The 20,883-nt window shown below is 74.4% G+C and carries 23 protein-coding genes; 13 read left to right on the forward strand and 10 right to left on the reverse strand.

Features of this window, described 5'->3' with window-relative positions; all coding sequences use genetic code 11:
• Positions 1-116 precede the first annotated feature (116 nt).
• Positions 117-1,049 carry a glycoside hydrolase family 18 protein gene (locus IE274_RS36040; RefSeq protein ID WP_190120163.1) on the forward strand — a complete coding sequence of 311 codons (933 nt, stop codon included), beginning with the start codon at positions 117-119 and terminating at the stop codon, positions 1,047-1,049.
• Positions 1,050-1,093: 44 nt separating this feature from the next.
• On the opposite strand, the gene crcB is transcribed toward IE274_RS36040, so the two are convergent.
• Both crcB and IE274_RS36050 read right to left on the reverse strand, forming a co-directional pair.
• Positions 1,094-1,468 carry a fluoride efflux transporter CrcB gene (gene crcB, locus IE274_RS36045; RefSeq protein WP_190120164.1) on the reverse strand — a complete coding sequence of 125 codons (375 nt, stop codon included), beginning with the start codon at positions 1,466-1,468 and terminating at the stop codon, positions 1,094-1,096.
• Positions 1,465-1,902, reverse strand: coding sequence for a FluC/FEX family fluoride channel (locus IE274_RS36050; protein ID WP_190120165.1), 438 nt, complete (start codon positions 1,900-1,902; stop codon positions 1,465-1,467). The genes crcB and IE274_RS36050 overlap by 4 nt, the downstream gene beginning before the upstream one ends.
• 223 nt (positions 1,903-2,125) lie before the next feature.
• On the opposite strand from IE274_RS36050, the gene IE274_RS36055 reads away from it, so the two are divergent.
• Complete coding sequence (locus IE274_RS36055; RefSeq protein WP_190120166.1) at positions 2,126-3,136, forward strand: aminoglycoside phosphotransferase family protein; 1,011 nt, start codon at positions 2,126-2,128, stop codon at positions 3,134-3,136.
• 60 nt (positions 3,137-3,196) lie between these two features.
• On the opposite strand, the gene IE274_RS36060 is transcribed toward IE274_RS36055, so the two are convergent.
• Entirely contained in the window at positions 3,197-3,520 is a 324-nt protein-coding gene (locus IE274_RS36060; protein WP_190120167.1) for a plasmid stabilization protein, read from the reverse strand.
• 136 nt (positions 3,521-3,656) lie between these two features.
• Here IE274_RS36060 and IE274_RS36065 point away from each other — a divergent pair, with 136 nt between their 5' ends.
• Together IE274_RS36065 and IE274_RS36070 are read left to right on the forward strand one after the other, a co-directional pair.
• Entirely contained in the window at positions 3,657-3,941 is a 285-nt protein-coding gene (locus IE274_RS36065) for a WhiB family transcriptional regulator (protein WP_190120168.1), read from the forward strand.
• A gap of 149 nt (positions 3,942-4,090) precedes the next feature.
• Positions 4,091-4,750, forward strand: a complete 660-nt coding sequence (locus tag IE274_RS36070; RefSeq protein WP_190120169.1) for a hypothetical protein — start codon at positions 4,091-4,093, stop codon at positions 4,748-4,750.
• Between the two features lie 689 nt (positions 4,751-5,439).
• Here IE274_RS36070 and IE274_RS36075 read toward each other — a convergent pair.
• Positions 5,440-6,882 carry a dihydrolipoyl dehydrogenase family protein gene (locus tag IE274_RS36075; protein WP_190120170.1) on the reverse strand — a complete coding sequence of 481 codons (1,443 nt, stop codon included), beginning with the start codon at positions 6,880-6,882 and terminating at the stop codon, positions 5,440-5,442.
• A 117-nt stretch (positions 6,883-6,999) separates the two neighbouring features.
• Here IE274_RS36075 and trxA point away from each other — a divergent pair, with 117 nt between their 5' ends.
• Entirely contained in the window at positions 7,000-7,383 is a 384-nt protein-coding gene (gene trxA, locus IE274_RS36080) for a thioredoxin (RefSeq protein WP_190120171.1), read from the forward strand.
• A 101-nt stretch (positions 7,384-7,484) separates the two neighbouring features.
• Here the strand turns inward: trxA and IE274_RS36085 are convergent, their stop codons facing one another.
• Positions 7,485-8,570, reverse strand: a complete 1,086-nt coding sequence (locus IE274_RS36085; RefSeq protein ID WP_229910036.1) for a LacI family DNA-binding transcriptional regulator — start codon at positions 8,568-8,570, stop codon at positions 7,485-7,487.
• A 363-nt stretch (positions 8,571-8,933) separates the two neighbouring features.
• On the opposite strand from IE274_RS36085, the gene IE274_RS36090 reads away from it, so the two are divergent.
• On the forward strand, positions 8,934-10,355 hold the full coding sequence (locus IE274_RS36090; protein WP_190120172.1) for an amidase: 1,422 nt from the start codon (positions 8,934-8,936) through the stop codon (positions 10,353-10,355).
• Between the two features lie 206 nt (positions 10,356-10,561).
• Positions 10,562-10,897, forward strand: a complete 336-nt coding sequence (locus tag IE274_RS36095; RefSeq protein WP_190120173.1) for a hypothetical protein — start codon at positions 10,562-10,564, stop codon at positions 10,895-10,897.
• 36 nt (positions 10,898-10,933) lie between these two features.
• Here IE274_RS36095 and IE274_RS36100 read toward each other — a convergent pair whose 3' ends face one another.
• Both IE274_RS36100 and IE274_RS40155 read right to left on the reverse strand, forming a co-directional pair.
• Positions 10,934-11,776, reverse strand: a complete 843-nt coding sequence (locus IE274_RS36100) for a TIGR02452 family protein (RefSeq protein ID WP_190120174.1) — start codon at positions 11,774-11,776, stop codon at positions 10,934-10,936.
• Complete coding sequence (locus tag IE274_RS40155; RefSeq protein WP_268255607.1) at positions 11,773-11,901, reverse strand: hypothetical protein; 129 nt, start codon at positions 11,899-11,901, stop codon at positions 11,773-11,775. The genes IE274_RS36100 and IE274_RS40155 overlap by 4 nt, the downstream gene beginning before the upstream one ends.
• 149 nt (positions 11,902-12,050) lie before the next feature.
• Here IE274_RS40155 and egtA point away from each other — a divergent pair, with 149 nt between their 5' ends.
• From egtA to egtD, 4 genes are read left to right on the forward strand one after another with little or no spacing between them, the layout of a single operon-like run.
• Positions 12,051-13,427, forward strand: a complete 1,377-nt coding sequence (egtA, locus tag IE274_RS36105; protein WP_190120175.1) for an ergothioneine biosynthesis glutamate--cysteine ligase EgtA — start codon at positions 12,051-12,053, stop codon at positions 13,425-13,427.
• A complete protein-coding gene (egtB, locus tag IE274_RS36110; RefSeq protein WP_190120176.1) occupies positions 13,424-14,788 on the forward strand; it encodes an ergothioneine biosynthesis protein EgtB in 1,365 nt (454 codons plus the stop codon). The genes egtA and egtB overlap by 4 nt, the downstream gene beginning before the upstream one ends.
• Entirely contained in the window at positions 14,788-15,543 is a 756-nt protein-coding gene (egtC, locus tag IE274_RS36115) for an ergothioneine biosynthesis protein EgtC (RefSeq protein ID WP_190120177.1), read from the forward strand. Before egtB ends, egtC begins: the two co-directional genes overlap by 1 nt.
• The gene (egtD, locus tag IE274_RS36120; RefSeq protein WP_190120178.1) at positions 15,540-16,502 is read left to right on the forward strand and encodes an L-histidine N(alpha)-methyltransferase; all 963 of its coding nucleotides are present in this window, start codon (positions 15,540-15,542) and stop codon (positions 16,500-16,502) included. Before egtC ends, egtD begins: the two co-directional genes overlap by 4 nt.
• Before the next feature lie 101 nt (positions 16,503-16,603).
• Here the strand turns inward: egtD and IE274_RS36125 are convergent, their stop codons facing one another.
• On the reverse strand, positions 16,604-17,878 hold the full coding sequence (locus IE274_RS36125) for an extracellular solute-binding protein (RefSeq protein ID WP_443732150.1): 1,275 nt from the start codon (positions 17,876-17,878) through the stop codon (positions 16,604-16,606).
• A gap of 275 nt (positions 17,879-18,153) precedes the next feature.
• On the opposite strand from IE274_RS36125, the gene IE274_RS36130 reads away from it, so the two are divergent.
• A complete protein-coding gene (locus tag IE274_RS36130; RefSeq protein ID WP_190120179.1) occupies positions 18,154-18,369 on the forward strand; it encodes a dodecin in 216 nt (71 codons plus the stop codon).
• An 88-nt stretch (positions 18,370-18,457) separates the two neighbouring features.
• Here the strand turns inward: IE274_RS36130 and IE274_RS36135 are convergent, their stop codons facing one another.
• The gene (locus IE274_RS36135; protein WP_190120180.1) at positions 18,458-18,976 is read right to left on the reverse strand and encodes a phosphatase domain-containing protein; all 519 of its coding nucleotides are present in this window, start codon (positions 18,974-18,976) and stop codon (positions 18,458-18,460) included.
• Between the two features lie 632 nt (positions 18,977-19,608).
• On the opposite strand from IE274_RS36135, the gene IE274_RS39835 reads away from it, so the two are divergent.
• Positions 19,609-20,322, forward strand: a complete 714-nt coding sequence (locus IE274_RS39835; protein WP_198897921.1) for a styrene monooxygenase/indole monooxygenase family protein — start codon at positions 19,609-19,611, stop codon at positions 20,320-20,322.
• Between the two features lie 5 nt (positions 20,323-20,327).
• On the opposite strand, the gene IE274_RS36145 is transcribed toward IE274_RS39835, so the two are convergent.
• Positions 20,328-20,861, reverse strand: coding sequence for a hypothetical protein (locus IE274_RS36145; RefSeq protein ID WP_229910037.1), 534 nt, complete (start codon positions 20,859-20,861; stop codon positions 20,328-20,330).
• Positions 20,862-20,883 lie beyond the last annotated feature (22 nt).

Below are 20,883 nucleotides of genomic sequence, written 5' to 3' on the forward strand. Positions count from 1 at the left end.
ACTAAAGCGCATTAGTTCCCGCCGCGCTCTAGCCTGCGCTCTCCTCCCTGGCCACAATTGCCGCACCCGGAACTGCATTGTCCGGGTAATTCGACGAACCTGGAGGAGAGTTCAGGATGAAGAGACGGAGCGTCCTTCTCGGCGCCCTCGCTCTGACGGTGGCGTCGGGTGCGGCGGCCACGGCCGCGCCCCGGGCCGCGGCGGGCAAGCGTGTCGTCGTCTACTACCAGACGCAGTACACGAGCGGCAGATACGTCTCGCCCCTGGACCTGACCAGGAACAAGACCGGTGTGACCGATGTGCTGGTCGCCGCCGTGCATCTGAACGACCTCCATGGTCCGTACGCGCCGGTGCACCTGAACGACGATCCGCCGAGCGCCGCGAAGTACGACCAGATGTGGCGTGATCTGAAGGAGATGCAGGGGCAGGGCGTGCACGTCCTGGCGATGGTGGGTGGCGCGGCGCCGGGCAGTTTCACTCGGCTCGACACCGAATTCGACACGTATTACCCGCTGTTGCGCGACTTCATTCGGCAGTACGGGCTCGACGGTGTCGACCTGGACGTGGAGGAGCGGATGTCCCTCGCGGGCATCGAGCGCGTCATCGACGCGCTGCGCGTCGACTTCGGTCCCGGGTTCCTCATCACGCTCTCCCCGGTGGGGTCCGCGCTCAGCGGGGGCGGGAACCTCTCGGGCTTCGACTACGAGCGGCTGTACCGCGACCGGGGCGGCGACATCGCCTGGTTCAACGCGCAGTTCTACAACGGCTGGGGCAGCATGACCTCCACGTCGAGCTACGACGCCGTGATGCGGCGCAAGCTGATACCGGCGTCCAAGGTGGTCGCGGGCACGCTGACCGACCCGTCCAACGGCGGCAGCGGCTACGTCGACCCGGCCCGGCTGAAGACGACGATCCGCAGCCTGGTCGCCAAGTACCCGGACATGGGCGGCGTCATGGGCTGGGAGTACTTCAACGCGCAGCCGGGCGGGACCGCGCAGCCGTGGCGGTGGGCCGCGGAGGTGTCGTCGGCGCTGGCGCGGGTGCGCTAGGCGGGTGGGTCCCGGTGCCGTGCCTCCCCAGGGGTGCGGCACCCTCATCCCCACAGCGCCTCCCCGCCCGCCACGCCCAGGAAGGCCGCCCCGAGGCCCGCCACGACGCTGCCGACGACGTTCGCCGCCGCCGCGAGCGGCATCCGGCCCTCGGCCAGCTGCCACGTCTCGTACCCGAAGGTCGAGTACGTCGTCAGCGCACCGCACAGGCCCGTGCCGAGGAACAGCTGGGTGTGCGGGGACGCGGCGCCCGCGCTCGCCGCGCCGGCGACGAGGCCCAGCACGAGGCAGCCCAGCACGTTGACGGTGAAGGTCCCCCAGGGGAAGGCGGGGCCGTACCGGGCGCGCAGCGTCCGGTCGGTCAGGTAGCGCAGCGGCGCGCCGATCGCCGCCCCCGCCACCACGCACAGCCAGTTCACCGTTCGCCCGCCTCCCGCCGCAGTGCCAGCACCCGGCGCGTCGCCACCGTCGCCGCGCCCACCGCCGCGAGCGCGGTCAGCGGCGTCAGCGCCAGATGGACCAGGCCGGTCCCCAGGTGGCCGCCGTCCAGCAGGCGCTCGGTGTCCACCGCGTACGTGGAGAAGGTGGTGAAGCCGCCGAGCACCCCGGTGCCGAGGAACGGCCGGACCAGGTGGTGGACGCGCCTCCGGGCCGCGGTGACCAGCACCATCAGTACGCCGATGAGCGCGCACCCGACGGCGTTGACGGCGAACGTCGTCCACGGGAAGCCGCCCTCCGCGACCGGCCACAGCAGGGCCGCGCCGTAGCGGGCGGACGCCCCGGCCGCGCCGCCCGTGGCCACCGCGGCGAGGACCGGCCACCCGGCGCGCGGCGCCGCCACCGTCCCGCTCATACCTCTCCCGCTCTCCCGGCCCTGCCGTCACCCGCGCGCCGTCCGTACTCCCGGCCACAGCCACATTGTGGCGCGCGCCGAGGCCCGTGAGCGCCTCGGGACGCCTGTGGCGTGCGGAAACTCGGTGGACAACGGATCGTCCGGTGGGTGGGATGAGGTCTTTGCGGATCCGGCGGCCACGGCCGCCGGGCCCGGTTCGGTCGAGTCGCGTCGAGGAGAGTCCGTGTCAACAGGTGGTGCCGGCAAGCCGTTCGCGTACGAGGAGTACGAGGATCACGACGACTTCGAAGACCACGAGGATGACGAAGATCACGGAGACAGCGGGGACGGCGACGACGGCGATGTCCGCATCGACGAACCGCTGGTGCGGCGGCTGCTGACCGCGCAGTTCCCCGAGTGGGCGCGGCTGCCGATCCGGCCCGTGCCGCGCTCGGGCATGGACAACGTCACGTACCGCCTGGGCGACGACCTGACCTTGCGGCTGCCGCGCTACGAACGCTGGGTCGGGCAGGTCGAGCGCGAGCAGCGCTGGCTGCCGTGGCTGGCGCCGCAGTTGCCGCTCGCCGTGTCCCGGCCCGTGGCACAGGGGAAGCCGGGCGAGGGCTATCCGTTCCCGTGGTCGGTCTGCCGGTGGCTCGACGGCGAGCCCGCGACGACGGACGGCCTGGCCGATCCCCGGCGTACGGCCGTGGAGCTCGCCGAGTTCGTGACGGCGCTGCGGTCCATCGATGCCACGGGCGGGCCTGAACCGCAGTGGAGCAACGCCTTCCGCGGTGCTCGGGTCGGCGCCGAGTGCGACGCGCTGACCGCCGACTCCCTCGTCCGCGCCAAGATCGCGAAACTGCGGGGCATGGTCGACACGGACGCGGTCACCGCCGTGTGGGAGGAGTCCCTGGCCGCCCCCGCGTGGGACCGGCCGCCGGTGTGGCTGCACGGGGACCTCGCGACCGGCAACCTCCTGGCCGTCGACGGCCGCCTCACCGCGGTGATCGACTTCGGCACGCTGGCCGTGGGCGACCCCGCGTGCGACCTGATACCGGCCTGGATGTTCCTGCCTCCGACGGCCCGCGCCACCTTCCGCGAGGCGGTCGGCGCCGACGACGCGATGTGGGCACGGGGCCGCGGGATCGCCCTGGCCGGATCGCTGCCGGTGCCGGACGACCCGTTCTTCCAGCAGGATCCGGCCCGGGTGACGACGGCGCTGCGGCATCTGGAGGGGATTCTCGCGGGGTGAGGGGTGCGCGGGGCGAGGTCCGGGGGCCGATGTCGGCCGTCCGCGCGCCCGCCCCGCGGCTCAGCGGCCGACGGCCCGTGCCAACTGCGCCTTCGTCATCGACGAACGGCCCTTCACCCCGCGCCGCTTGGCCTCCTCGTAGAGCTGGTCGCGGGTCGGACCCTGCGCGCCGGTGTGCGAGCGCAGGCCGCCCCTGCGTCCGGACGAGATGTCCCGCGTCGACGTACGGGACGCGGTCTTCGCCTCGCCGCTGCGTGCCCGCTCCTTGTTCACGGTGCGGGCGGCGATCTCCCGCGCCCGTTCCGGCTTCTCACCGCGCCGCTCGGCGCTCTCCTTGATGTGTTCGTACTGACGCTCACGCTTGGCGTTCGACCCTCGTGGCACGGCCGGATCTCCCTTCTCGGCGGGCCCCGGCCGCGGCGTGGTCCGGGCCCGGGGCAGGAACTCCACGTGTAACCCCTCGGCGGAATCGGCAAACCGGGGTTGTTTGTCCACGCCCGCCCCGGGCACCCGCCGCCGCATGGATGAGGTACCGCTGCGACAGGAGTGGATCCATCGGGCCGCGTGTGCGGACGCCGATCCCGAGCTGTTCTTCCCGGTGGGGACGACCGGCCCGGCCGAACGGGACCAGGAGGAGGCCAAACGGGTGTGCGAGCGCTGTCCCGTGGCGCACCAGTGCCTCGCGTACGCGCTGGGGTCCGGCCAGACCTCGGGCGTGTGGGGCGGCAAGGACGAGGGGGAACTGGCGGCACTGCGGCGGAAGCGGCGGGCGGCGGAGCGGTGGGAGGCACGGCGCGCGGGATGACGGCGGGGCACGGGGTCCTGGCGGAGGGCCTGTACGTCCCGTTCGCACGGGCCTCGGGCGCGGCTATCGTTGCGGGCTGGCGGGTGCGCTGCGTACCCGCGGGGCGCACGGAGTCGCGAGGGGGAAGCGGGGCCCATGGGGCGGGTGGAGTGGAATCGACAGCGCCCGGGACCGGCTCCCCCGACGAGCCTCAGCTCGACGAGCCGGTCGAGCCCGGCGCTCGCGGCCGCTTCCGTGGTCTCCGCCGCGGCGGCCAGCGGCCCGGCGGTGACGGTGGGCCAGGGCCACAGCGCCCCGCGCCGGTAGAGCCGGGCGAGGTCGGGGTCGAGGGTGCGGTAGACGTCGTCGAGCAGGGGGTCGTCGCCGCTCACCGGGCTCCCGTCCGTCGCGTCGGCACGCCCGGCCGCGCCATCGGGATCCGCCGCGCCCCGCCTCTGTTCCCACTGCGCCGCGACCATCCACAGGGCGTACGGCGAGCCTGCGCACCGCGCGAGGGTCCGGTCCAGCGCCGGGCCGATCCGCGCCACCGCGTCCTTGCCCGCCGCCTCCTGGAGGAGTTGCAGGGAGTGCCGCCGGGACAGCGGGTCGACCTCGATCGGCTCGGCGTCGAGGGCGGGGAGCCGGCGGCGGGCCACGACGACGGTGAACACCTCGGGGCAGGACGCGAGCAGCGGGCCGACCTGTGCGGCCGAGTGGGCGTGGTCGAGGATGACGAGCATCCGGCGTCCGTCGACGAGCCGCTGGAACAGGGCCGCCCGGTCCCCGGGCCCGGGCGGGATGTCCGGGTCCGGCACGCCGAGGCCGCGTAACGCCGACCGCAGGGCCGTCTCGGAGTCGAGTCCCGTGCCCGGGTGGCCGTCGGCGAGGTCGACGTACAGCCGCCCGTCGGGAAAGGCGGTCCGCTCGCTCGCCGCGAACTGCACGGCGAGCCCGGTGGTGCCCATGCCCTCGGGCCCGTGCAGCAGGGCCCGGCGGGGCCGGCCGTCGTCCTTGCGCCGGGCCTCGCGCCGCAGTCGGCGCAGGGGCTGCTGCCGGTCGACGAACGTCCGGACGGCGCCGGGCGGCGGTGCCACGGACAGCGCCGACGGCTGCTGGAAGGTGCGCAGGGCCAGCCCCCGCACCTCCAGGAGCCGTGCGGCCACGACCGGGTCGCGCTGGGCCACCGCCAGCAACTGGGGTGCGAGGGCCGCCAGTTCGGCCGAGCGGTCGGGCGCCTGGGTCTGGCCGCCGAACAGCCCGCCGACGAGGGCGTACAGCTGTTTCCCGGCCTCGTTGGCCATGCCGGACCCCACCGCCCCCAGCGTCGCCGTGATCATCCCCAGCGATATGGGATCCGCCCTGCCCCCGCTCTCCCCGAGTCCGCGCACCGTCACGCCCCGCTACTGGCAGGCAACAGTATCGGCGCCCGCCGACACGGTCAGCACCGAGCGGCGCGCGAGGCCTGGCAAGGTCAACTTCCGGCCGCCTCCTGGCCAGTTCGCGCCGCGGCGCCAGGCCGTCAGCCCCGGTACGTCTCAAGCAGCCGCAGCCACACCTCGCTGATCGTCGGATACGCGGGGACCGCGTGCCACAGGCGCTCGATGGGGACCTCGGCGGCGATGGCGATCGTGGCGGAGTGGAGGAGTTCACTGACGCCGGGGCCGACGAAGGTCACACCGAGGAGGATGTCGCGGTCGAGGTCGACGATCATGCGGGCCCGGCCCCGGTAGCCGTCGGCGTACAGGCCCGAGCCGGCCACCGACGCGAGGTCGTGGTCGACGGCGCGGACGCGGTGGCCCGCGGCCTCGGCGGCGGCGAGGGTGAGGCCCGCGGAGGCGGCCTCGGGGTCGGTGAAGACGACCTGCGGGACCGCGTCGTGGTCGGCGGTGGCGCTGTGGGCGCCCCAGCGGTCGGTCTCCAGGAGGGGCAGCTGCTGGGCGCGGGCGGCGATGGCGGCGCCCGCGATCCGGGCCTGGTACTTGCCCTGGTGGGTGAGGAGCGCGCGGTGGTTCACATCGCCGACGGCGTACAGCCAGTCACTGCCCGGCACCTTGCAGCTGTCGTCGACGGTCAGCCAGGAGCCGGGTTCCAGGCCGACCGTCTCCAGGCCGAGGTCGTCGGTGCGCGGGGCGCGGCCGGTGGCGAAGAGGATCTCGTCGGCCTCGACGGTGGTGCCGTCGCCGAGGGTGACGGTGACCGTGGCGCCCGCTCGGCGCACCTCGCGCACCGAGGTGTCCGTGCGCACGTCGGCGCCCGCCTCGCGCAGCGCGTCGGCGACCAGCTCCCCGGCGAACGGCTCCATCTTGGGCAGCAGACCCTCACCGCGTACGAGGAGCGTCACCTGCGACCCGAGGGCCTGCCAGGCCGTGGCCATCTCCACGCCGACCACGCCGCCGCCGACCACGACGAGGCGTCCGGGCACGTGGTCGGAGCTGGTCGCCTCGCGGCTGGTCCAGGGCTTGGCATCGGCGACGCCCGGCAGGTCGGGGACGACGGCGCGGCTGCCGGTGCACACGGCCACGGCATGCCGGGCGGTGAGCCTGCGGAGCGTGCCGTCCCCGGCGGTGACGGTGACCTGGCGGGCGCCCGCGAGGCGGCCGTGCCCGCGGTAGAGGTCCACGCCGATGGAGTCCAGCCAGCCCACCTGGCCGTCGTCCTTCCAGTTCGACGTGTAGTAGTCGCGGTGCGCGAGGACCGCGGCCGCGTCGAGGGGGCCCTCGACGAGGTGGCGCAGGCCCGGTACACGGCGGGCGTCGGCGCGGGCCACGGCCGGGCGCAGCAGGGCCTTGCTGGGCATGCAGGCCCAGTACGAGCACTCGCCGCCGACTAGCTCGCTCTCCACGATCGCCGTGCTCAGGCCGTTCGCGCGGGCCCGGTCGGCGACGTTCTCGCCGACCGGTCCGGCGCCGAGGACCACGACGTCGTAGGTGAGGTTTTCGCTGGCTTCCGTGGCATCCGTCATGGGGACAGTCTGGTCCCAGGTGTGCGGCGTGGCCACACGGGTACGCGCGCGGAATACGGCCGTCGCCCCGGCCGTTGTGCACGACGGCTTCGCCCTCATCAGGAAGAGAGACAGACCATGAGCAGCACGACAGTGGAGCTCACGAAGGAAAACTTCGACCAGACCATGACGGACAACGGGTTCGTCCTGATCGACTTCTGGGCGTCCTGGTGCGGGCCCTGCCGCCAGTTCGCCCCGGTGTACGAGAAGGCCGCGGAGGCCAATCCGGACCTGGTCTTCGGCAAGGTCGACACGGAGGCCCAGCCGGAGCTGGCGGCCGCGTTCGGCATCCAGTCGATCCCGACGCTGATGATCGTCCGCGATCAGGTGGCGGTGTTCGCGCAGCCCGGCGCGCTGCCCGCGGAGGCCTTGGAGGACGTCATCGGCCAGGCCCGCAAGCTGGACATGGACGAGGTCCGCAAGTCCGTGGCGGAGCAGCAGGCCAAGGAGCAGGGGGCGTAACCGGGGGCATTGTCAGGGAGTACGAACGCGGCTCCGGGCGCGGGCGGCAGGGGTGCACGACCCCTGCCGCCCGCGCCCTCGGCGTTTCGGAGCGGCCCGCCTCAGCTCGACTCCCGGTGCACCACGCCCGCACCGAGTACGTCGTGCACCTCAGGCGGCCCGCCCGGTTCCCGCACCACCCGGTCGACGAGTTCCGCGAGGCTCCGGCCCGACGGCAGCTCGATGCGCACGCTGCTCAGGCGGGGGCGCAGCAGCCGGGCCAGCATCAGGTCGTCCGCGCCGACGACGGCGATGTCGTCGGGGACGGTGATTCCCTCGTCCTGGAGGGCGCGCGTCAGGAGCATGGCGTACTCGTCGTTGTACGCGAAGACCGCGTCGAGGCCCAGCGAGCGCCAGCCGTCGACGAGGCGGGCCGCGGAGTCCTCGGTGTAGGCCAGCGGCAGCTCGGTCACCGCGGCGCCCTCGACGGTGCGGGCGGCCGCGCGGACGCCGTCCAGGCGTGGCCGGGAGAAGGCTTCGAGGCCGGGTTCCTCGGGGACGACGACGCCGATGCGGCGGCGGCCGCGCGCCAGCAGGTGGGCCGCGGCTGCGCGGCCGACCAGGCGCTGGTCCATGAGCAGGGCGTGCGCGCCGTCCGCCCGCTGCGGGCCGAGGGTGAAGACGGCCTTGGCGCCGGAGCGTTTGAGCACGGCCACGCCGCGGGCGCCGAGCGCGATCGCGTCGGGCGCGAGGACGGCCACGGGGCGCAGCTCCGCCCAGGCGCGGGCGGCCTCCTCGCCGGTCAGGCCGAGGCTGCCGTACTGCACCACGGTGTAGTCGAACCGGCTGAGCGCCCACTGGAGTTCGTTGATGAACTCGCTGAACAGGGGGCCCACGGCGATCTGCGGGGTGGGCATGAGGACCATGCGGCTGCGCCCGGCGCGCAGGCTGCGGGCGGCGGCGTGCGGGACGTACCCCAGTTCCTTGGCGGCCGCGTGGACGCGGCGGCGGGTGGGCTCGCTGATCCGGACGGCGCTGGTGTTGTTCAGGACGTAGGAGACGGTGGCGCGGGAGACGCCCGCGAGGCGGGCGACGTCGGCGCTCGTCGGGACGGATTGCGGGGTGCCCTGGGGCACGGAGTCGGGCGGGGAGTTCGGCGCGTCCGGCGCCGGAACCGGCGCGGGCTGCTGCTTCGGTATCTGCACCATGACGCTCGCAATCCTTCCAGACGGCACCGGGGCGCACCCAGGCGGGCGCGGGGGCGCTGCCGGGCAGGCGGCGGGGCACGGCCGCGCACGCCGTCGTGCCTGGTCGCGCGGCTCGGCACGCACGCCCGCGACGGCGCACGCACGTCCCCGAGGGGGCGTTGCACGCCTCCCCCGCGCGCCGCCACGGTGCCGGGGCACACCCGGTGAGCGGCGTGAACTCCCCCGGCCGGATACCGCGTTGGGCCGCCGGAGGCTACCGTTCGGCCACATGCCCGACCGGGCCGCCGCCGACGGGTCGGCCCGCTCCCTCCCACTGCCCCGCCGCAAGGCCGCGCCCGCCGACCGATGGAAGGTGCCCCCCACATGACCGCCGACCGTTCCGCGGGTCTCGCGGAGACCGCCCGTGCCCTCGCCGAGGGCGAGGTGTCCGCACGGGAGTTGGCCGAGCGGACGCTCGCCCGGATCGAGACGGCCCAGCCCCGGCTCAACGCGTTCCGGTTGGTGCGCGCCGAGGCCGCGACGGCCGAAGCGGACGCGGCCGACCGGGAGTTGGCGGCGGGGAAGCGGCTGCCGCTGCTCGGGGTGCCGGTGGCGGTGAAGGACGACACCGACGTGGCGGGCGAGCCCACCGCGTTCGGCTGCCCCGGGGACTTCCCGGCGAAGACCGAGGACGCCGAGGCGGTCCGCAGACTGCGGGCCGCAGGAGCGGTGATCGTCGGCAAGACCAACACCTGCGAGCTGGGGCAGTGGCCGTTCACCGAGGGCCCGGCCTTCGGCGACACCCGCAACCCGTGGCACACCGGGCACACGCCGGGCGGCTCGTCGGGCGGGTCGGCGGCGGCCGTCGCCGCGGGTCTGGTGCCGGCGGCGCTCGGGTCGGACGGCGCGGGCTCGGTGCGGATCCCGGCGGCGTGGACGCACCTGGTCGGCATCAAGCCGCAGCGCGGGCGGATCTCGACGTGGCCGTGGCCGGAGGCCTTCAACGGCATCACCGTCAACGGCCCACTGGCCCGCACCGTCGCCGACGCCGCCCTGCTCCTGGACATGACCAGCGGCAACCACGCCGACGACCTGCACCAGCCGCCCGCGATCCGCGCCGCCGAGGCGGCCACGCGCGAGCCGGGGCGGCTGCGGATCGCCCTCTCCCTCGGCATGCCGTTCACGGCGACGCCGAAGCGGCTGCATCCGCTGGTGCGCGGCAAGGTCGTGGCGCTCGCGGAGCGGCTGGCCGCGCTGGGCCACGACGTGTCCGAGGCCGATCCGCGCTACGGCCAGATCGGTCTCGCCTTCGTACCGCGGGCCACGGCCGGGGTGGCGGACTGGGTGCGGCGGGTGCCCGATCCGTCGCTGCTCGACCCGCGCACCCGGGAGGCCGCGCGCCTGGGACGGCTGCTCGGCGGCGCGCCGCTGCGGCTCTCGCGCCGCGCGGAGGCGACGCTGCACCGCAGGGTCGGCGCGGTCTTCGACACGTACGACGTGGTGCTCGCGCCCACGACGGCGACCCCGCCCCCGGCCGTCGGCACCATGGCCGCGCTCAGCGGCTGGCGCACCGACCAGGCGATGATCGCGGCCTGCCCGTACGCGTGGCCGTGGAACGTGCTCGGCTGGCCGGGCGTGAACGTGCCCGCGGGCCGGGTCGGGAGCGGCCTGCCGGTCGGCGCGCAACTGCTCGGCCCGGCGGGCAGCGAGCCGCTGCTGATCTCGCTGGCGGCGCAGCTGGAGGACGACCTGCGCTGGCACGAGGACTGGCCGTCGCCGCTGGCCGACGCGCAGGCGGCGCCGTGAGGGTGCACGCGCCCTGACACCGTACGTGGCCTGCGCCCGGCAGGCGCGGAGGTCCTGGCACGCTCGGCGGGCCCCAACGGCCCGGCGTGTGCGGAGGTCCTGGCACGCTCGGCGGGCCCCACCGGCCGGGCACGTGCGGCAGGGCTGAGACGCCGTCCGCCGAAAACCCCGTGCGGCCGTCGCCCCGCCCGCCTACCGTCCCACACGTGCAGATCTACGAGATCCGAATCCACGGTTTCGCCGGGACCGACGCCGCGCTCGCCCTCCAGGAGCCGCTCGCCCGGCTCCTGTGTCCCGTCGAGGACCACGACGGGCCCTGTGAGGTGCCGTGGGGCTTCACGCTGGGCGACGCGCGGGCCGCGGACGCCCCGGGGAGTGTCCTGGTCCTCGGCGTCTTCGCGAGCGCGGAGAAGGCGGCGGAGGTCAGGGACCGGGTGCGGGCGTTCGTGGGCGGGGCACATCCGACGGTCCTCGGCGAGGCCGCCACGGACACGTTCGACGAGCTGGCGGAGCAGTACCGCCTTGAGCAGGGCCAGGACTGAGGCGGGCGCCCACCCGTTCGCCGGACCCGCGCGCCGTCAGACCGGCCTCGTCCGCCCCACCGCCCCGAGGACCCGCTCGAATGCCCGGCGCGTCGTCTCCCCCCGGCTCCGGTCGAGCACCCCGAACACCACGTGCTCGAAGTACCCCGCGAACCGGCCGCCCTCCGCAAGCGGCGCCCGGAACGCCTCCGCCACCTGCGCCGGATCGTTCTGGAACACCCCGCAGCCCCACGCGCCGAGCACCAGCCGCCGGTAGCCGCAGGCCGCAGCGGTCTCCAGGACGCGGGCGGCGCGGGCGGCGAGGGCGGCGGGGAGCGCGTCGGCCCGCCCGGGCGCCGTGCGCCGCACCACTCCGGCGTTGGGCGCGGGCGAGGTGAGGAACCCGGCCTCGTACGCGGCACCGAGGAGGCCGCCGCGGTCGTCGCGGAAGACGGGGACGGCGGGCGCGTGGATGACGCGGTCGCTGTAGAACGGGTCGCGGTGGGCGCGGTGGTGGTCGTAGAAGTCGCGCCGCTCCAGGAGGCAGGCGTACAGCGCGGAGGAGCGGCACAGCGCCTCTTCCTGCGCCTGTGCGCCGTTCAGGAAGCCGCCGCCCGGATTGCGGGCGGAGGCGAAGTTCAGGACGGCGACGGGACCGCCGCCCGCCGCGTGCAGCCGGTGGGCGGCCGCCAGGCTGGACTCCCCGGTGACCTCGACGGTCGTCGGGCCGGGCGCGCGCGGCGGCACCTCCACGGGGTCGGGGCCGTACAGCCGGGTCCCGGCCCGCGCGGCGGCCACCGCGTCCGCGAGCTCGACGCGCCGCCCGTCCGGCGCGGTGTACGCCCCGAGGGCGACGATGTCCACCGTGTCCTGCGCGATGCCGCGCAGCCGCGCGCTCACCGGCGCCCCGCGGCGGGCGCCGCCGTGCTCCGCGTGCCGGGTGCGGCACCGTCCCCCATGCTGGACATGGCCCCGTTTCGGATGTCCCCGATGCCGTGCCCGCGTACGTACCCCGTGTCGAACATGAACAGATGGTGTGCCGTGCCTGTCGGCCATCGCAACGGTATTTCCCGGCCATGAGTGCAGTCTTGTGCGAAATAGGTTGAAGGTCTTGGGTGTTACGAGCGCTGCGCGGGCAGTCCGCCCGCGCAGGCCGAACAGGAGGACCCGCGACATGCCAGAGGGAGACTGTACGAAACGCCGAGCCCGCCTCGGCGAGGCCGTGACCGAGGCCGAGATAGAGGCCCTGGTGCGCGGCATCTGCTTCAAGACGGGCCCGCCCGCCGTCACCGGTGTGGAGCTGGAATGGCTCCTGCACACCCCGGACGCGCCCCGTACGCCCGTGTCGTCCGCCCGTGTCGAAGCAGCTCGCGCGGCACTGCGGACCAAGCCACTGCACTCGACGGTCACCGTCGAACCCGGCGGCCAGCTGGAGCTCAGCTCGCTTCCCGCCGCGTCCCTCATGGAGTGCGTGTCAGCCGTAGCGGCCGATCTGGCCGTCGTCCGCGACACGCTCGGCTCCTTGGATCTGACCCTCACCGGCCTCGGCGCCGACCCCTGGCGCGCGCCCGCCCGGATCCTGAACGAGCCGCGCTACGACGCGATGGAGTCGTGGTTCGACCGTACGGGCGAGGCCGGCCGGCGCATGATGTGCTCCACCGCGTCCGTGCAGATCTGCCTGGACGCCGGGTACGAGGAGCCCGGGCCGCTGGGTTACGCGCGCCGCTGGCGCCTGGCCCATCTGCTCGGCCCCGTACTGGTCGCCGCGTTCGCTAACTCCCCGCTGCAGGAGGGCCGTCGCACCGGCTGGCGCTCCACGCGCCAGGCCGTGTGGGCGGGCATCGACCCGGGCCGGTCGGGGGCGCCCGCCCTCGACGAGGAGCCACGGGCCGCGTGGACCCGGCACGCCCTGGACGCGCCGGTGATGTGCGTGCGCGGCGAACCCGCCGACGAGACGCCGTGGCTGGTTCCGGACGGCCTGAGCTTCCGGGCCTGGGCCCGCTCCTGCGCGCCGCGCCCGCCCACCCGGGCGGACCTCGACTACCACCTCACCACGCTGTTCCCGCCGGTCAGGCCGCGCGGCCACCTGGAGTTGCGGATGGTCGACGCGCAGCCGGGCGAGGACGGCTGGATCGTGCCGCTCGCGGTGACGAGCGCGCTGTTCGACGACGCGGGCGCCGCCGAGACGGCCTACCGCACCGTCAAGCCGCTGGCCGAGCGCGCGGGTGCCACTCCGGCGCCGCACAGCCCGCTGTGGCTGGACGCGGCCCGCCACGGTCTCGCCGACCCGGAGCTGCACGAGGCCGCCACGGCCTGTTTCGCCGCCGCGCTCGACGCGCTGCCGAGGCTCGGCGCCGACAGTCACGTCCTGTCGGTCGTCGCGGCGCACGCCGACCGCTATGTGGCCCGCGGCCGCTGCCCCGCCGACGACCTGCTCGACGGGACACATCCGGACGGCGCAGGCCTGGACGGCACGCACCCGGACGGCGTGCCCCCGGACGGGACGCACGCGGACGGGACCCCTCTCTTCGGGAAGGACGCACACCGATGACCGGTTCCACGACGGGACCCAAGGACGGCTCCCCGACCGACCCCGAGGTGCTGCGGACCCGCGCGCAGAGCGCGCTGCTCGCCGCGCGCGAGCGCACCGCGCTGCTCACCTCCTGCGTCGAGGACGACGAACTCACCGCGCAGCACTCGCCGTTGATGTCCCCGCTGGTGTGGGACCTCGCCCACATCGGCAACCAGGAGGAGCAGTGGCTGCTGCGCGCCGTCGGCGGTCGTGCGGCCCTGCGGCCCGAGATCGACTCGCTGTACGACGCGTTCGAGCACCCCCGGGCCGCCCGGCCCTCGCTGCCGCTGCTCGCACCCGACGAGGCCCGCCGGTACGCCTCCGACGTGCGGGGCCGCGCGCTCGACCTGCTGGAGAGCGCGCCGTTCCACGGCTCGCCGCTCACCGACGCGGGCTTCGCCTTCGGGATGATCGCGCAGCACGAACAGCAGCACGACGAGACGATGCTGATCACCCATCAGCTCCGGGCGGGCGCCCCCGCGCTCACCGCACCGGACCCGGAACCGGCGCCGCCGTTCCCGGGCCCGTCCGAAGTCCTCGTGCCCGGCGGCCCGTTCATGATGGGCACGTCGGCCGAGCCGTGGGCGCTCGACAACGAACGCCCCGCGCACCGGCGCCTGGTACCGCCGTACTTCATCGACACCACGCCGGTCACCAACGCCGCGTACCAGCGGTTCATCGACGACGGCGGGTACGACGAGCCGCGCTGGTGGCACGAGCGCGGCTGGGAGGCGGTGCGCCGGGGCAAGCTGACGGCGCCGCTGTTCTGGCGGCGCGAGGCGGGCCAGTGGCTGCGGCGCCGGTTCGGCGCACTCGAACCGGTACCGGCCGACGAGCCGGTGCTGCACGTCAGTTGGTACGAGGCGGACGCGTACGCGCGCTGGGCCGGGCGGCGCCTGCCGACCGAGGCCGAGTGGGAGAAGGCCGCGCGGCACCACCCGGGCGAGGACCGGTCGCTGCGCTACCCCTGGGGCGACGCGGACCCGACCCCGGAGCGGGCGAACCTGGGCCAGCGGCATCTGCGCCCGGCGCCCGCGGGCAGCTACCCGCTGGGCGCGTCACCGCTCGGCGTAAGGCAGTTGATCGGCGACGTGTGGGAGTGGACGGCGAGCGACTTCCTGCCCTACCCGGGCTTCGTCGCGTTCCCCTACCGCGAGTACTCGGAGGTGTTCTTCGGCGGCGACTACAAGGTGCTGCGCGGCGGCGCCTTCTCCGTCGACGCGGTGGCGTGCCGGGGCACGTTCCGCAACTGGGACCACCCGGTGCGGCGGCAGATCTTCTCCGGTTTCCGCACGGCGCGCGACGTCACGGCCGCCGAGACCGCCGAAGGAGCGCTCTGATGTGCCGTCATCTCGCCTTTCTTGGCGAGCCCGAGGCCCTCGGCGCCCTTCTCGTGGAGCCCGCACACAGCCTGTTCCGGCAGTCGTGGGCGCCGCGCAGACAGCGGCACGGCACGGTCAACGCGGACGGTTTCGGCGTGGGCTGGTACGCCCAGGGCGATCCGGTGCCGGCGCGCTACCGCAGGTCCGTGCCGATCTGGGGCGACCAGTCCTTCGCCGACCTGGCCCGGGTGGTGCGCTCGGGCGCGGTGCTCGCCGCGGTGCGGGACGCCACCGAGGCGGGCGCGGACGGGGAGGCCGCGGCGGCGCCGTTCACCGCGGGGCCCTGGCTGTTCAGCCACAACGGCGCGGTGTCCGGCTGGCCGGATTCGCTCGCCGCGGTCGCGACCACGCTGCCGCCCGCCGACCTGCTGTCCCTGGAGGCGCGCTGCGACTCGGCGCTGGTGTGGGCGCTGGTCCTGGAACGCCTGCGGCGCGGCGACGAGGCCGCGCAGGCGCTCGGCGACATCACCGTGGAGGTCGCCCGCGCGGCGCCCGCCTCGCGCCTGAACCTGCTCCTGACCGACGGCGAGACGATCGCCGCGACGGCCTGGGGCGACACCCTCTGGTACCTCACGGAGCCCGGCCGCCGCACCGTGGTGGCCTCCGAGCCGTACGACGACGACCCGGCCTGGCGCGAGGTGCCCGACCGCACCCTGCTCGCCGCCACGAGCACCGACATCCTGCTGACCCCGCTCAAGGAGCCCACCGCGTGAGCCCGTTCCTGCTGACCCGCACCCTGCCCGAGGACGCCGCGGGCGCGGCCCTGCGCGCCGACGTCCTGCACGGCCTCACCCGGACCCCCAAGTCGCTGCCGCCCAAGTGGTTCTACGACGCCCGCGGCAGCGCCCTGTTCGACGAGATCACCACCCTGCCCGAGTACTACCCCACGCGCGCCGAGCGGGAGATCCTGGTCGACCGGGCCGCCGAGATCGCCGCGGCGACGGGCGCGCGCACCCTGGTCGAACTGGGCTCGGGCTCCTCCGACAAGACCCGGCACCTGATCGACGCGATGCCCGAGCTGCACACCTACGTGCCGGTCGACGTCAGTGAGTCCGCCCTCACCGGCGCGGCGAACACACTGATCGCCGAGCGGCCCGCCCTCGACGTGCACGCCCTCATCGCCGACTTCACCCGCGGCCTCGCCCTGCCCGGCACGCCGGGCCCGCGCCTGGTCGCGTTCCTCGGCGGCACCATCGGCAACCTCCTGCCCGCCGAGCGCGCCGCGTTCCTGACGTCGGTACGCGGCCTCCTCTCCCCCGGCGACGCGCTGCTCCTCGGCACGGACCTGGTCAAGGACGAGGGGGTCCTCGTAGCGGCGTACGACGACACGACGGGCGTGACCGCCGCCTTCAACAAGAACGTCCTGCACGTCATCAACCGCGAACTGGGCGCCGACTTCGACCCCGACGCGTACGCCCACGTCGCCGTCTGGGACCGCGCCCGGGAGTGGATCGAAATGCGCCTGCGTTCCCGCGCCGCCCAGACGGTCAAGGTCCCGGCCCTCGACCTGGCAGTCCACTTCGAGGAGGGCGAGGACCTCCGCACGGAGATCTCAGCGAAGTTCCGCGAGGAGGTGGTGAAGTCGGAACTGGCGGCTGCGGACTTGTCGCTGACGCACTGGTGGACGGACGAACGCGCGCGCTTCGCGCTGTCGCTGAGCACACCGGCGTAGCTCTGCCGCCGACCGTGGTGGGCAGTCGTGCCGCAGAGCGGCACGGGTGGGCACAGCCGCCGGTGCCGGGCGCGGCACGTGCCACGCCCGGCTGACCGGCCTCACGACCCGGTCGTGTCCAACGCCTTGGTGATCCGGCCGGAGGCCAGCTTGGCCTCGCGGGCCGGATCACCCCCGCCCAGCACCTTGGACATATAAGCCTTGATCGGATTGTCCGCCTCCACGGCCGCCCACGCGGGCGACTTGGGCGTGGCCCGCCCCCGGGCCGCCCCCGCGGCCATCGCCGCAACCCCGGCCTCCCCGGAGACGACGGACGCCAACGTCGTCTTGTTCGGCACGTAGTCCATCGTCCGGGCCAGATCCGTCTGCCACTTCTCCCCCGCGAGGGCCTTGACGACCTCCACCGCCCCCTTCCGCTCATCGGTCCCGTCACGCACGACGAGATCGGACCCTCCGGTGAAGACGGCACCGGGCTTGCCGGCGGTCTTGCCGGGGATGGGGAAGTACCCGAGCTTCCCCTTGAGCTCGGGGTTCTTGGCCTCGATGGCACGCGCGGTGCCGGGCACGGCGATGATCTGGGCGACGTCCCCCTTGGCGAACACCCCGGACTGCGGCGGATGCTCCTCGTCGGCGTCGGGCGGCCCGTCGCCGAGCGCCTGGAGCTGCCGGTAGAACTCCATCCCGCGCAGCGCGGCGGGCGTGTCGAGGGTGCCCTGCCAGGAGCCGGACTTCTCCCCCTTGGCGAGGTCACCGCCCTCGTCCCAGATGAATCCGGCGAGCGTGTACCAGTCCTGACCGGCCAGGTAGAGCCCCTGGGTGCCGCCGGAGTCGAGCCGCCGGGTGTCGGCGAGCCACTGCTGGCGCGTCTTCGGGGGCTGCTTGATCCCGGCCTGTGCGAACAGGTCCTTGTGGTAGATGACGACGCGGTTGGCGGCGTACCAGGGGATGCCGTACTGGCCGCCGTCGTAGCGGCCCGGCTCGGCGAGGCCGGGCAGCCAGTCCTCCATGCCGAGGTCGCGGGCGGACTCCAGGGTGAGGTCCTCCAGGCCGCCCTGGTCGACGTACTGGGCGACCTGGGTGTTGCCGACCTCGATGACGTCCGGCCCGTCGTCGTCCTTCAGGGCGGCCTTGACCTTCTCGCCGATGCCGGTCCACTCCTGGACGCGGACGTCGAGGTCGAGGCTGCCGTGCCGCTTCTCGAAGTCCGCCGTGAACCGCTTCACGAAGGCGTCCGACGCGCTGCCCCGCATGAGCCACACCTGCACGGTGCTGCGGTCGTCCCCGCCGCCGGGCAGATGGCCGCAGCCGGGCAGCAGGGCGGTGGCGGCGAGGGCCAGGGTCAGGGACAGGGAGATGCGGAGGCGGCGGCGGTTCACGTCGGTCACTTTCTGCCTGCGGACAGGGCGGGGGAAGCCCGACGTGGGGAAGAGCAGAAGCTCGAACGGGTGTGCAGGATTTTGGTATGGACCAACCCCTCGGTCAAGGGGTGTGCACCGATCCGTGACACTTCGGTGGACAGGCGCACACAGATTCCCGGCAGTTCCGTCGTGAGTCCCCCACACACATCCGGCCCGTCCGCCGACAGGCCCCCACCCGCCCCCGGCACTACCGTGGAGGGCACCGCAACGCCGCGGAGAGGAGAAGCCCGCTCATGTCCGACCACACCTACCGGGTCACCGAGATCGTCGGCACCTCGCACGAAGGCGTCGACCAGGCCATCCGCAACGGCATCGAACGCGCCTCACAGACCCTGCGCGGCCTGGACTGGTTCGAGGTCACCCAGGTGCGCGGCCACATCGAGGACGGTCAGATCAAGCACTACCAGGTCGGCCTGAAGGTCGGTTTCCGCCTGGAGGACTCGGCCTGAGCCACCGGGCCCCGGCACGACCCGCCCCGCACCCGCACCCGCGGCCTGCACATCACGTACAGCCCGGGCGTCACGTACAGCCCGCCCGTCACGTACGGCCGTCGCGCTCCTGTGCGTCCCGCAGTTCCGCGGACGCGCTGCCCCACCGCGCCCGCACCACCGCGAACCCGGCCCGCTCGGCATCGACGCACACCAACTCGTCGTCGTCCACGAGCATCCGGATCTCGCGGTCGCGGGCGAGCCGGCGCAGCGCCTCCAGCTTGGTGCGGCGCGCGGGCCGCCGGTCGTGGTCGGGCCGCATCCGGATCGGCCCGGCGGGCAGCCCCTGCGCGGCCAGCCACGCCTCGGTGTCGACGCGGCAGCGCTCGGGCCGCCCGGTGAGGTAGACGAGGTCGCACTCCTCGGCGCTGTCCAGGGCGAGCCGCACGCCGCGCGGCAGCGGCGGGTCGTGCGGGGCCGCGGCGAAGAACGCCGCCCAGTCACGCGGCCGACGCTCCAGGAAGTGCTGGCGGTGCGCGGTGTCCGCGAGGGTGCCGTCGAGGTCGAACACGGCCAGGGGCCGCTCGGCCGCGGTGCCGTCGGGCTTCGGGCTCTTGTCGTGCGTCACGGCGTCAGCGTACGGAACGAAACGCAGCTGGTGGCCCCGGAGCGTGGGGACGACTGAACCGTGCTCCGGCAGGCGCGGCGGGAGCGGGACGGAGGACGAGGTGCGCGGGATCGCCATTGTGGGGGCGGGGCAGGCGGGGCTGCAGTTGGGGCTCGGGCTGCTGGCGGCCGGACATCGGGTCACGCTGGTCGCCGAGCGACACCCGGAGGAGGTGCGGGGCGGGCGGGTCACCTCGACCCAGCTCATGTTCGGCCCGGCCCTGCGCATCGAACGGGCGGCAGGGCTCGCGCTCTGGGACGACGCCGCGCCCGTGATGCCGGGGTTCGAGCTCAGCCACTGGGAGCCGGACGGGCAACCGGAGGCGCCGGTGCACCGGTTCACCGCGCCGTTCGACGACGAGGTGCGCTCCGTGGATCAGCGGGTCAAGCCGGCCGCCTGGCTCGAACTGTTCGAAGAGCGGGGCGGGCGCGCGGAGTACCGGTCCGTCGGCCCCGCCGACGTGGCCGCCCTCGCCGCCGCCCACGACCTGACCGTGCTCGCCACCGGGCGCGGGCAGCTCTCCGCGCTCTTCGGCCAGGACCCGTCCTGGCCGGTCCAACGACCGCCCGCCGCGCACCCTCGCCTGCTTCTACGTGCGCGGCGTCGCACACGACGCATCGGACCCGGCCGCGGGCCGCGTCCGGACCACCGGCGTGCCGCCCGCGGGCGACATCATCATCATGCGGGCGCTCACGGTCAGCGGGCCCTGCGACATCGTGCTGTTCGAGGGACGGTGGGACGGGGCCTACGACTGCTGGAGCGACCGCCCCGGCGCCGCCGAGGGCCGGCGCCGCGCCCTCGACCTGCTGCGTACGTACGCGCCGTGGGAGTGCGAGCGCTTCCGCCGCACCGAACCCACCGACCCCGGCGCCGCCCTGTACGGCGCGATCACCCCGACGGTCCGCCGCCCCGTGGCCCACGTGGACGGCGGCCGCCCGGTCCTCGGCATGGCGGACGCCCTCGCCGTCCACGACCCGATCACCGGCCAGGGCGCGAACAACGCCGCGCGGGCGGCGGCCTGTTACCTCACCGCCATCCTCGATCGCGGGGACCGCCCCTTCGACGAGCCGTGGATGCGGGCGGCCTTCGCCACCTACTGGGCGGACGCCCGGCACACGCACGCCTTCACCGAGTTCATGCTGCGCGAGCCGCCGCCCGAGCAGGTGCGGCGCGCCATCGAGACCGCCTTCGACCACCCGGAGGTCGCCCACCGGTTCGCCAACGGCTACGCCGATCCGTCGACGTACCGCGAGTGGCTGCTGGATCCGGACGGCGCCGCCGCCTATCCGGGCCGGTTCGACACGTAGCCGCCCTACCTGGTGGACCCACGTTTCGGGGTGGGTTCGGATACGGGAACGACGTTGCCCGCCGCGTTGCAGCGGACGGTCCAGGGCGCGTCATAGCCCTCCTCGTAGACCCGTACGTCCACGTCGGGGGGTTGTCTGCCGTCGGCGACCCGGGCGTTGGCCGCGGTGCAGATGATCTGGCTGAGGCCGAGACCGCCGCCACCGGTCGTCTGTGCCACCGGCACCGGCAGCCGCAGATCCACGGCACCGTCGGCGACCCGCGCGAGCAACCGCCCGTGGATCGGGGGTACTTCGGTGATCAGGCCGCGGGCGCGTTCGGCGGCGTCGGGGCCTTTGAGGAGCAGGTCGAGTGCCTGTTGCGGGGTCGCGGAGGTGTCGGTCTCGCGGGTGACGGCCTGGATGCCGTACGGGCTGACGAAGTAGAGCTGGACGAAGTGGCCCGCGGATCCCGGTTCGCGCAGGCCGGATGCCGGGGCCCCGGCCCGGACCGGACCGGTGGAACCGACACCGCAGCCCGCCGAAAGGACACCCAACACCACGGCAACACAGGCAAGTTGACAC

The organism is Streptomyces flavofungini, assembly GCF_014650815.1.
Lineage (GTDB): Bacteria > Actinomycetota > Actinomycetes > Streptomycetales > Streptomycetaceae > Streptomyces > Streptomyces flavofungini.

Excerpts from the sequence above, each read along its gene's own strand:
- egtB (WP_190120176.1), top strand. The coding sequence starts at position 13,424 with ATGACCGGTTCCACGACGGGACCCAAGGACGGCTCCCCGACCGACCCC.
- IE274_RS36090 (WP_190120172.1), top strand. The coding sequence starts at position 8,934 with ATGACCGCCGACCGTTCCGCGGGTCTCGCGGAGACCGCCCGTGCCCTC.
- IE274_RS36085 (WP_229910036.1), bottom strand. The coding sequence starts at position 8,570 with ATGGTGCAGATACCGAAGCAGCAGCCCGCGCCGGTTCCGGCGCCGGAC.
- egtC (WP_190120177.1), top strand. The coding sequence starts at position 14,788 with ATGTGCCGTCATCTCGCCTTTCTTGGCGAGCCCGAGGCCCTCGGCGCC.
- IE274_RS36130 (WP_190120179.1), top strand. The coding sequence starts at position 18,154 with ATGTCCGACCACACCTACCGGGTCACCGAGATCGTCGGCACCTCGCAC.
- egtA (WP_190120175.1), top strand. The coding sequence starts at position 12,051 with ATGCCAGAGGGAGACTGTACGAAACGCCGAGCCCGCCTCGGCGAGGCC.
- IE274_RS36050 (WP_190120165.1), bottom strand. The coding sequence starts at position 1,902 with ATGAGCGGGACGGTGGCGGCGCCGCGCGCCGGGTGGCCGGTCCTCGCC.
- IE274_RS40155 (WP_268255607.1), bottom strand. The coding sequence starts at position 11,901 with ATGTTCGACACGGGGTACGTACGCGGGCACGGCATCGGGGACATCCGA.
- IE274_RS36065 (WP_190120168.1), top strand. The coding sequence starts at position 3,657 with ATGGATGAGGTACCGCTGCGACAGGAGTGGATCCATCGGGCCGCGTGT.
- trxA (WP_190120171.1), top strand. The coding sequence starts at position 7,000 with ATGAGCAGCACGACAGTGGAGCTCACGAAGGAAAACTTCGACCAGACC.
- IE274_RS36075 (WP_190120170.1), bottom strand. The coding sequence starts at position 6,882 with ATGACGGATGCCACGGAAGCCAGCGAAAACCTCACCTACGACGTCGTG.
- IE274_RS36040 (WP_190120163.1), top strand. The coding sequence starts at position 117 with ATGAAGAGACGGAGCGTCCTTCTCGGCGCCCTCGCTCTGACGGTGGCG.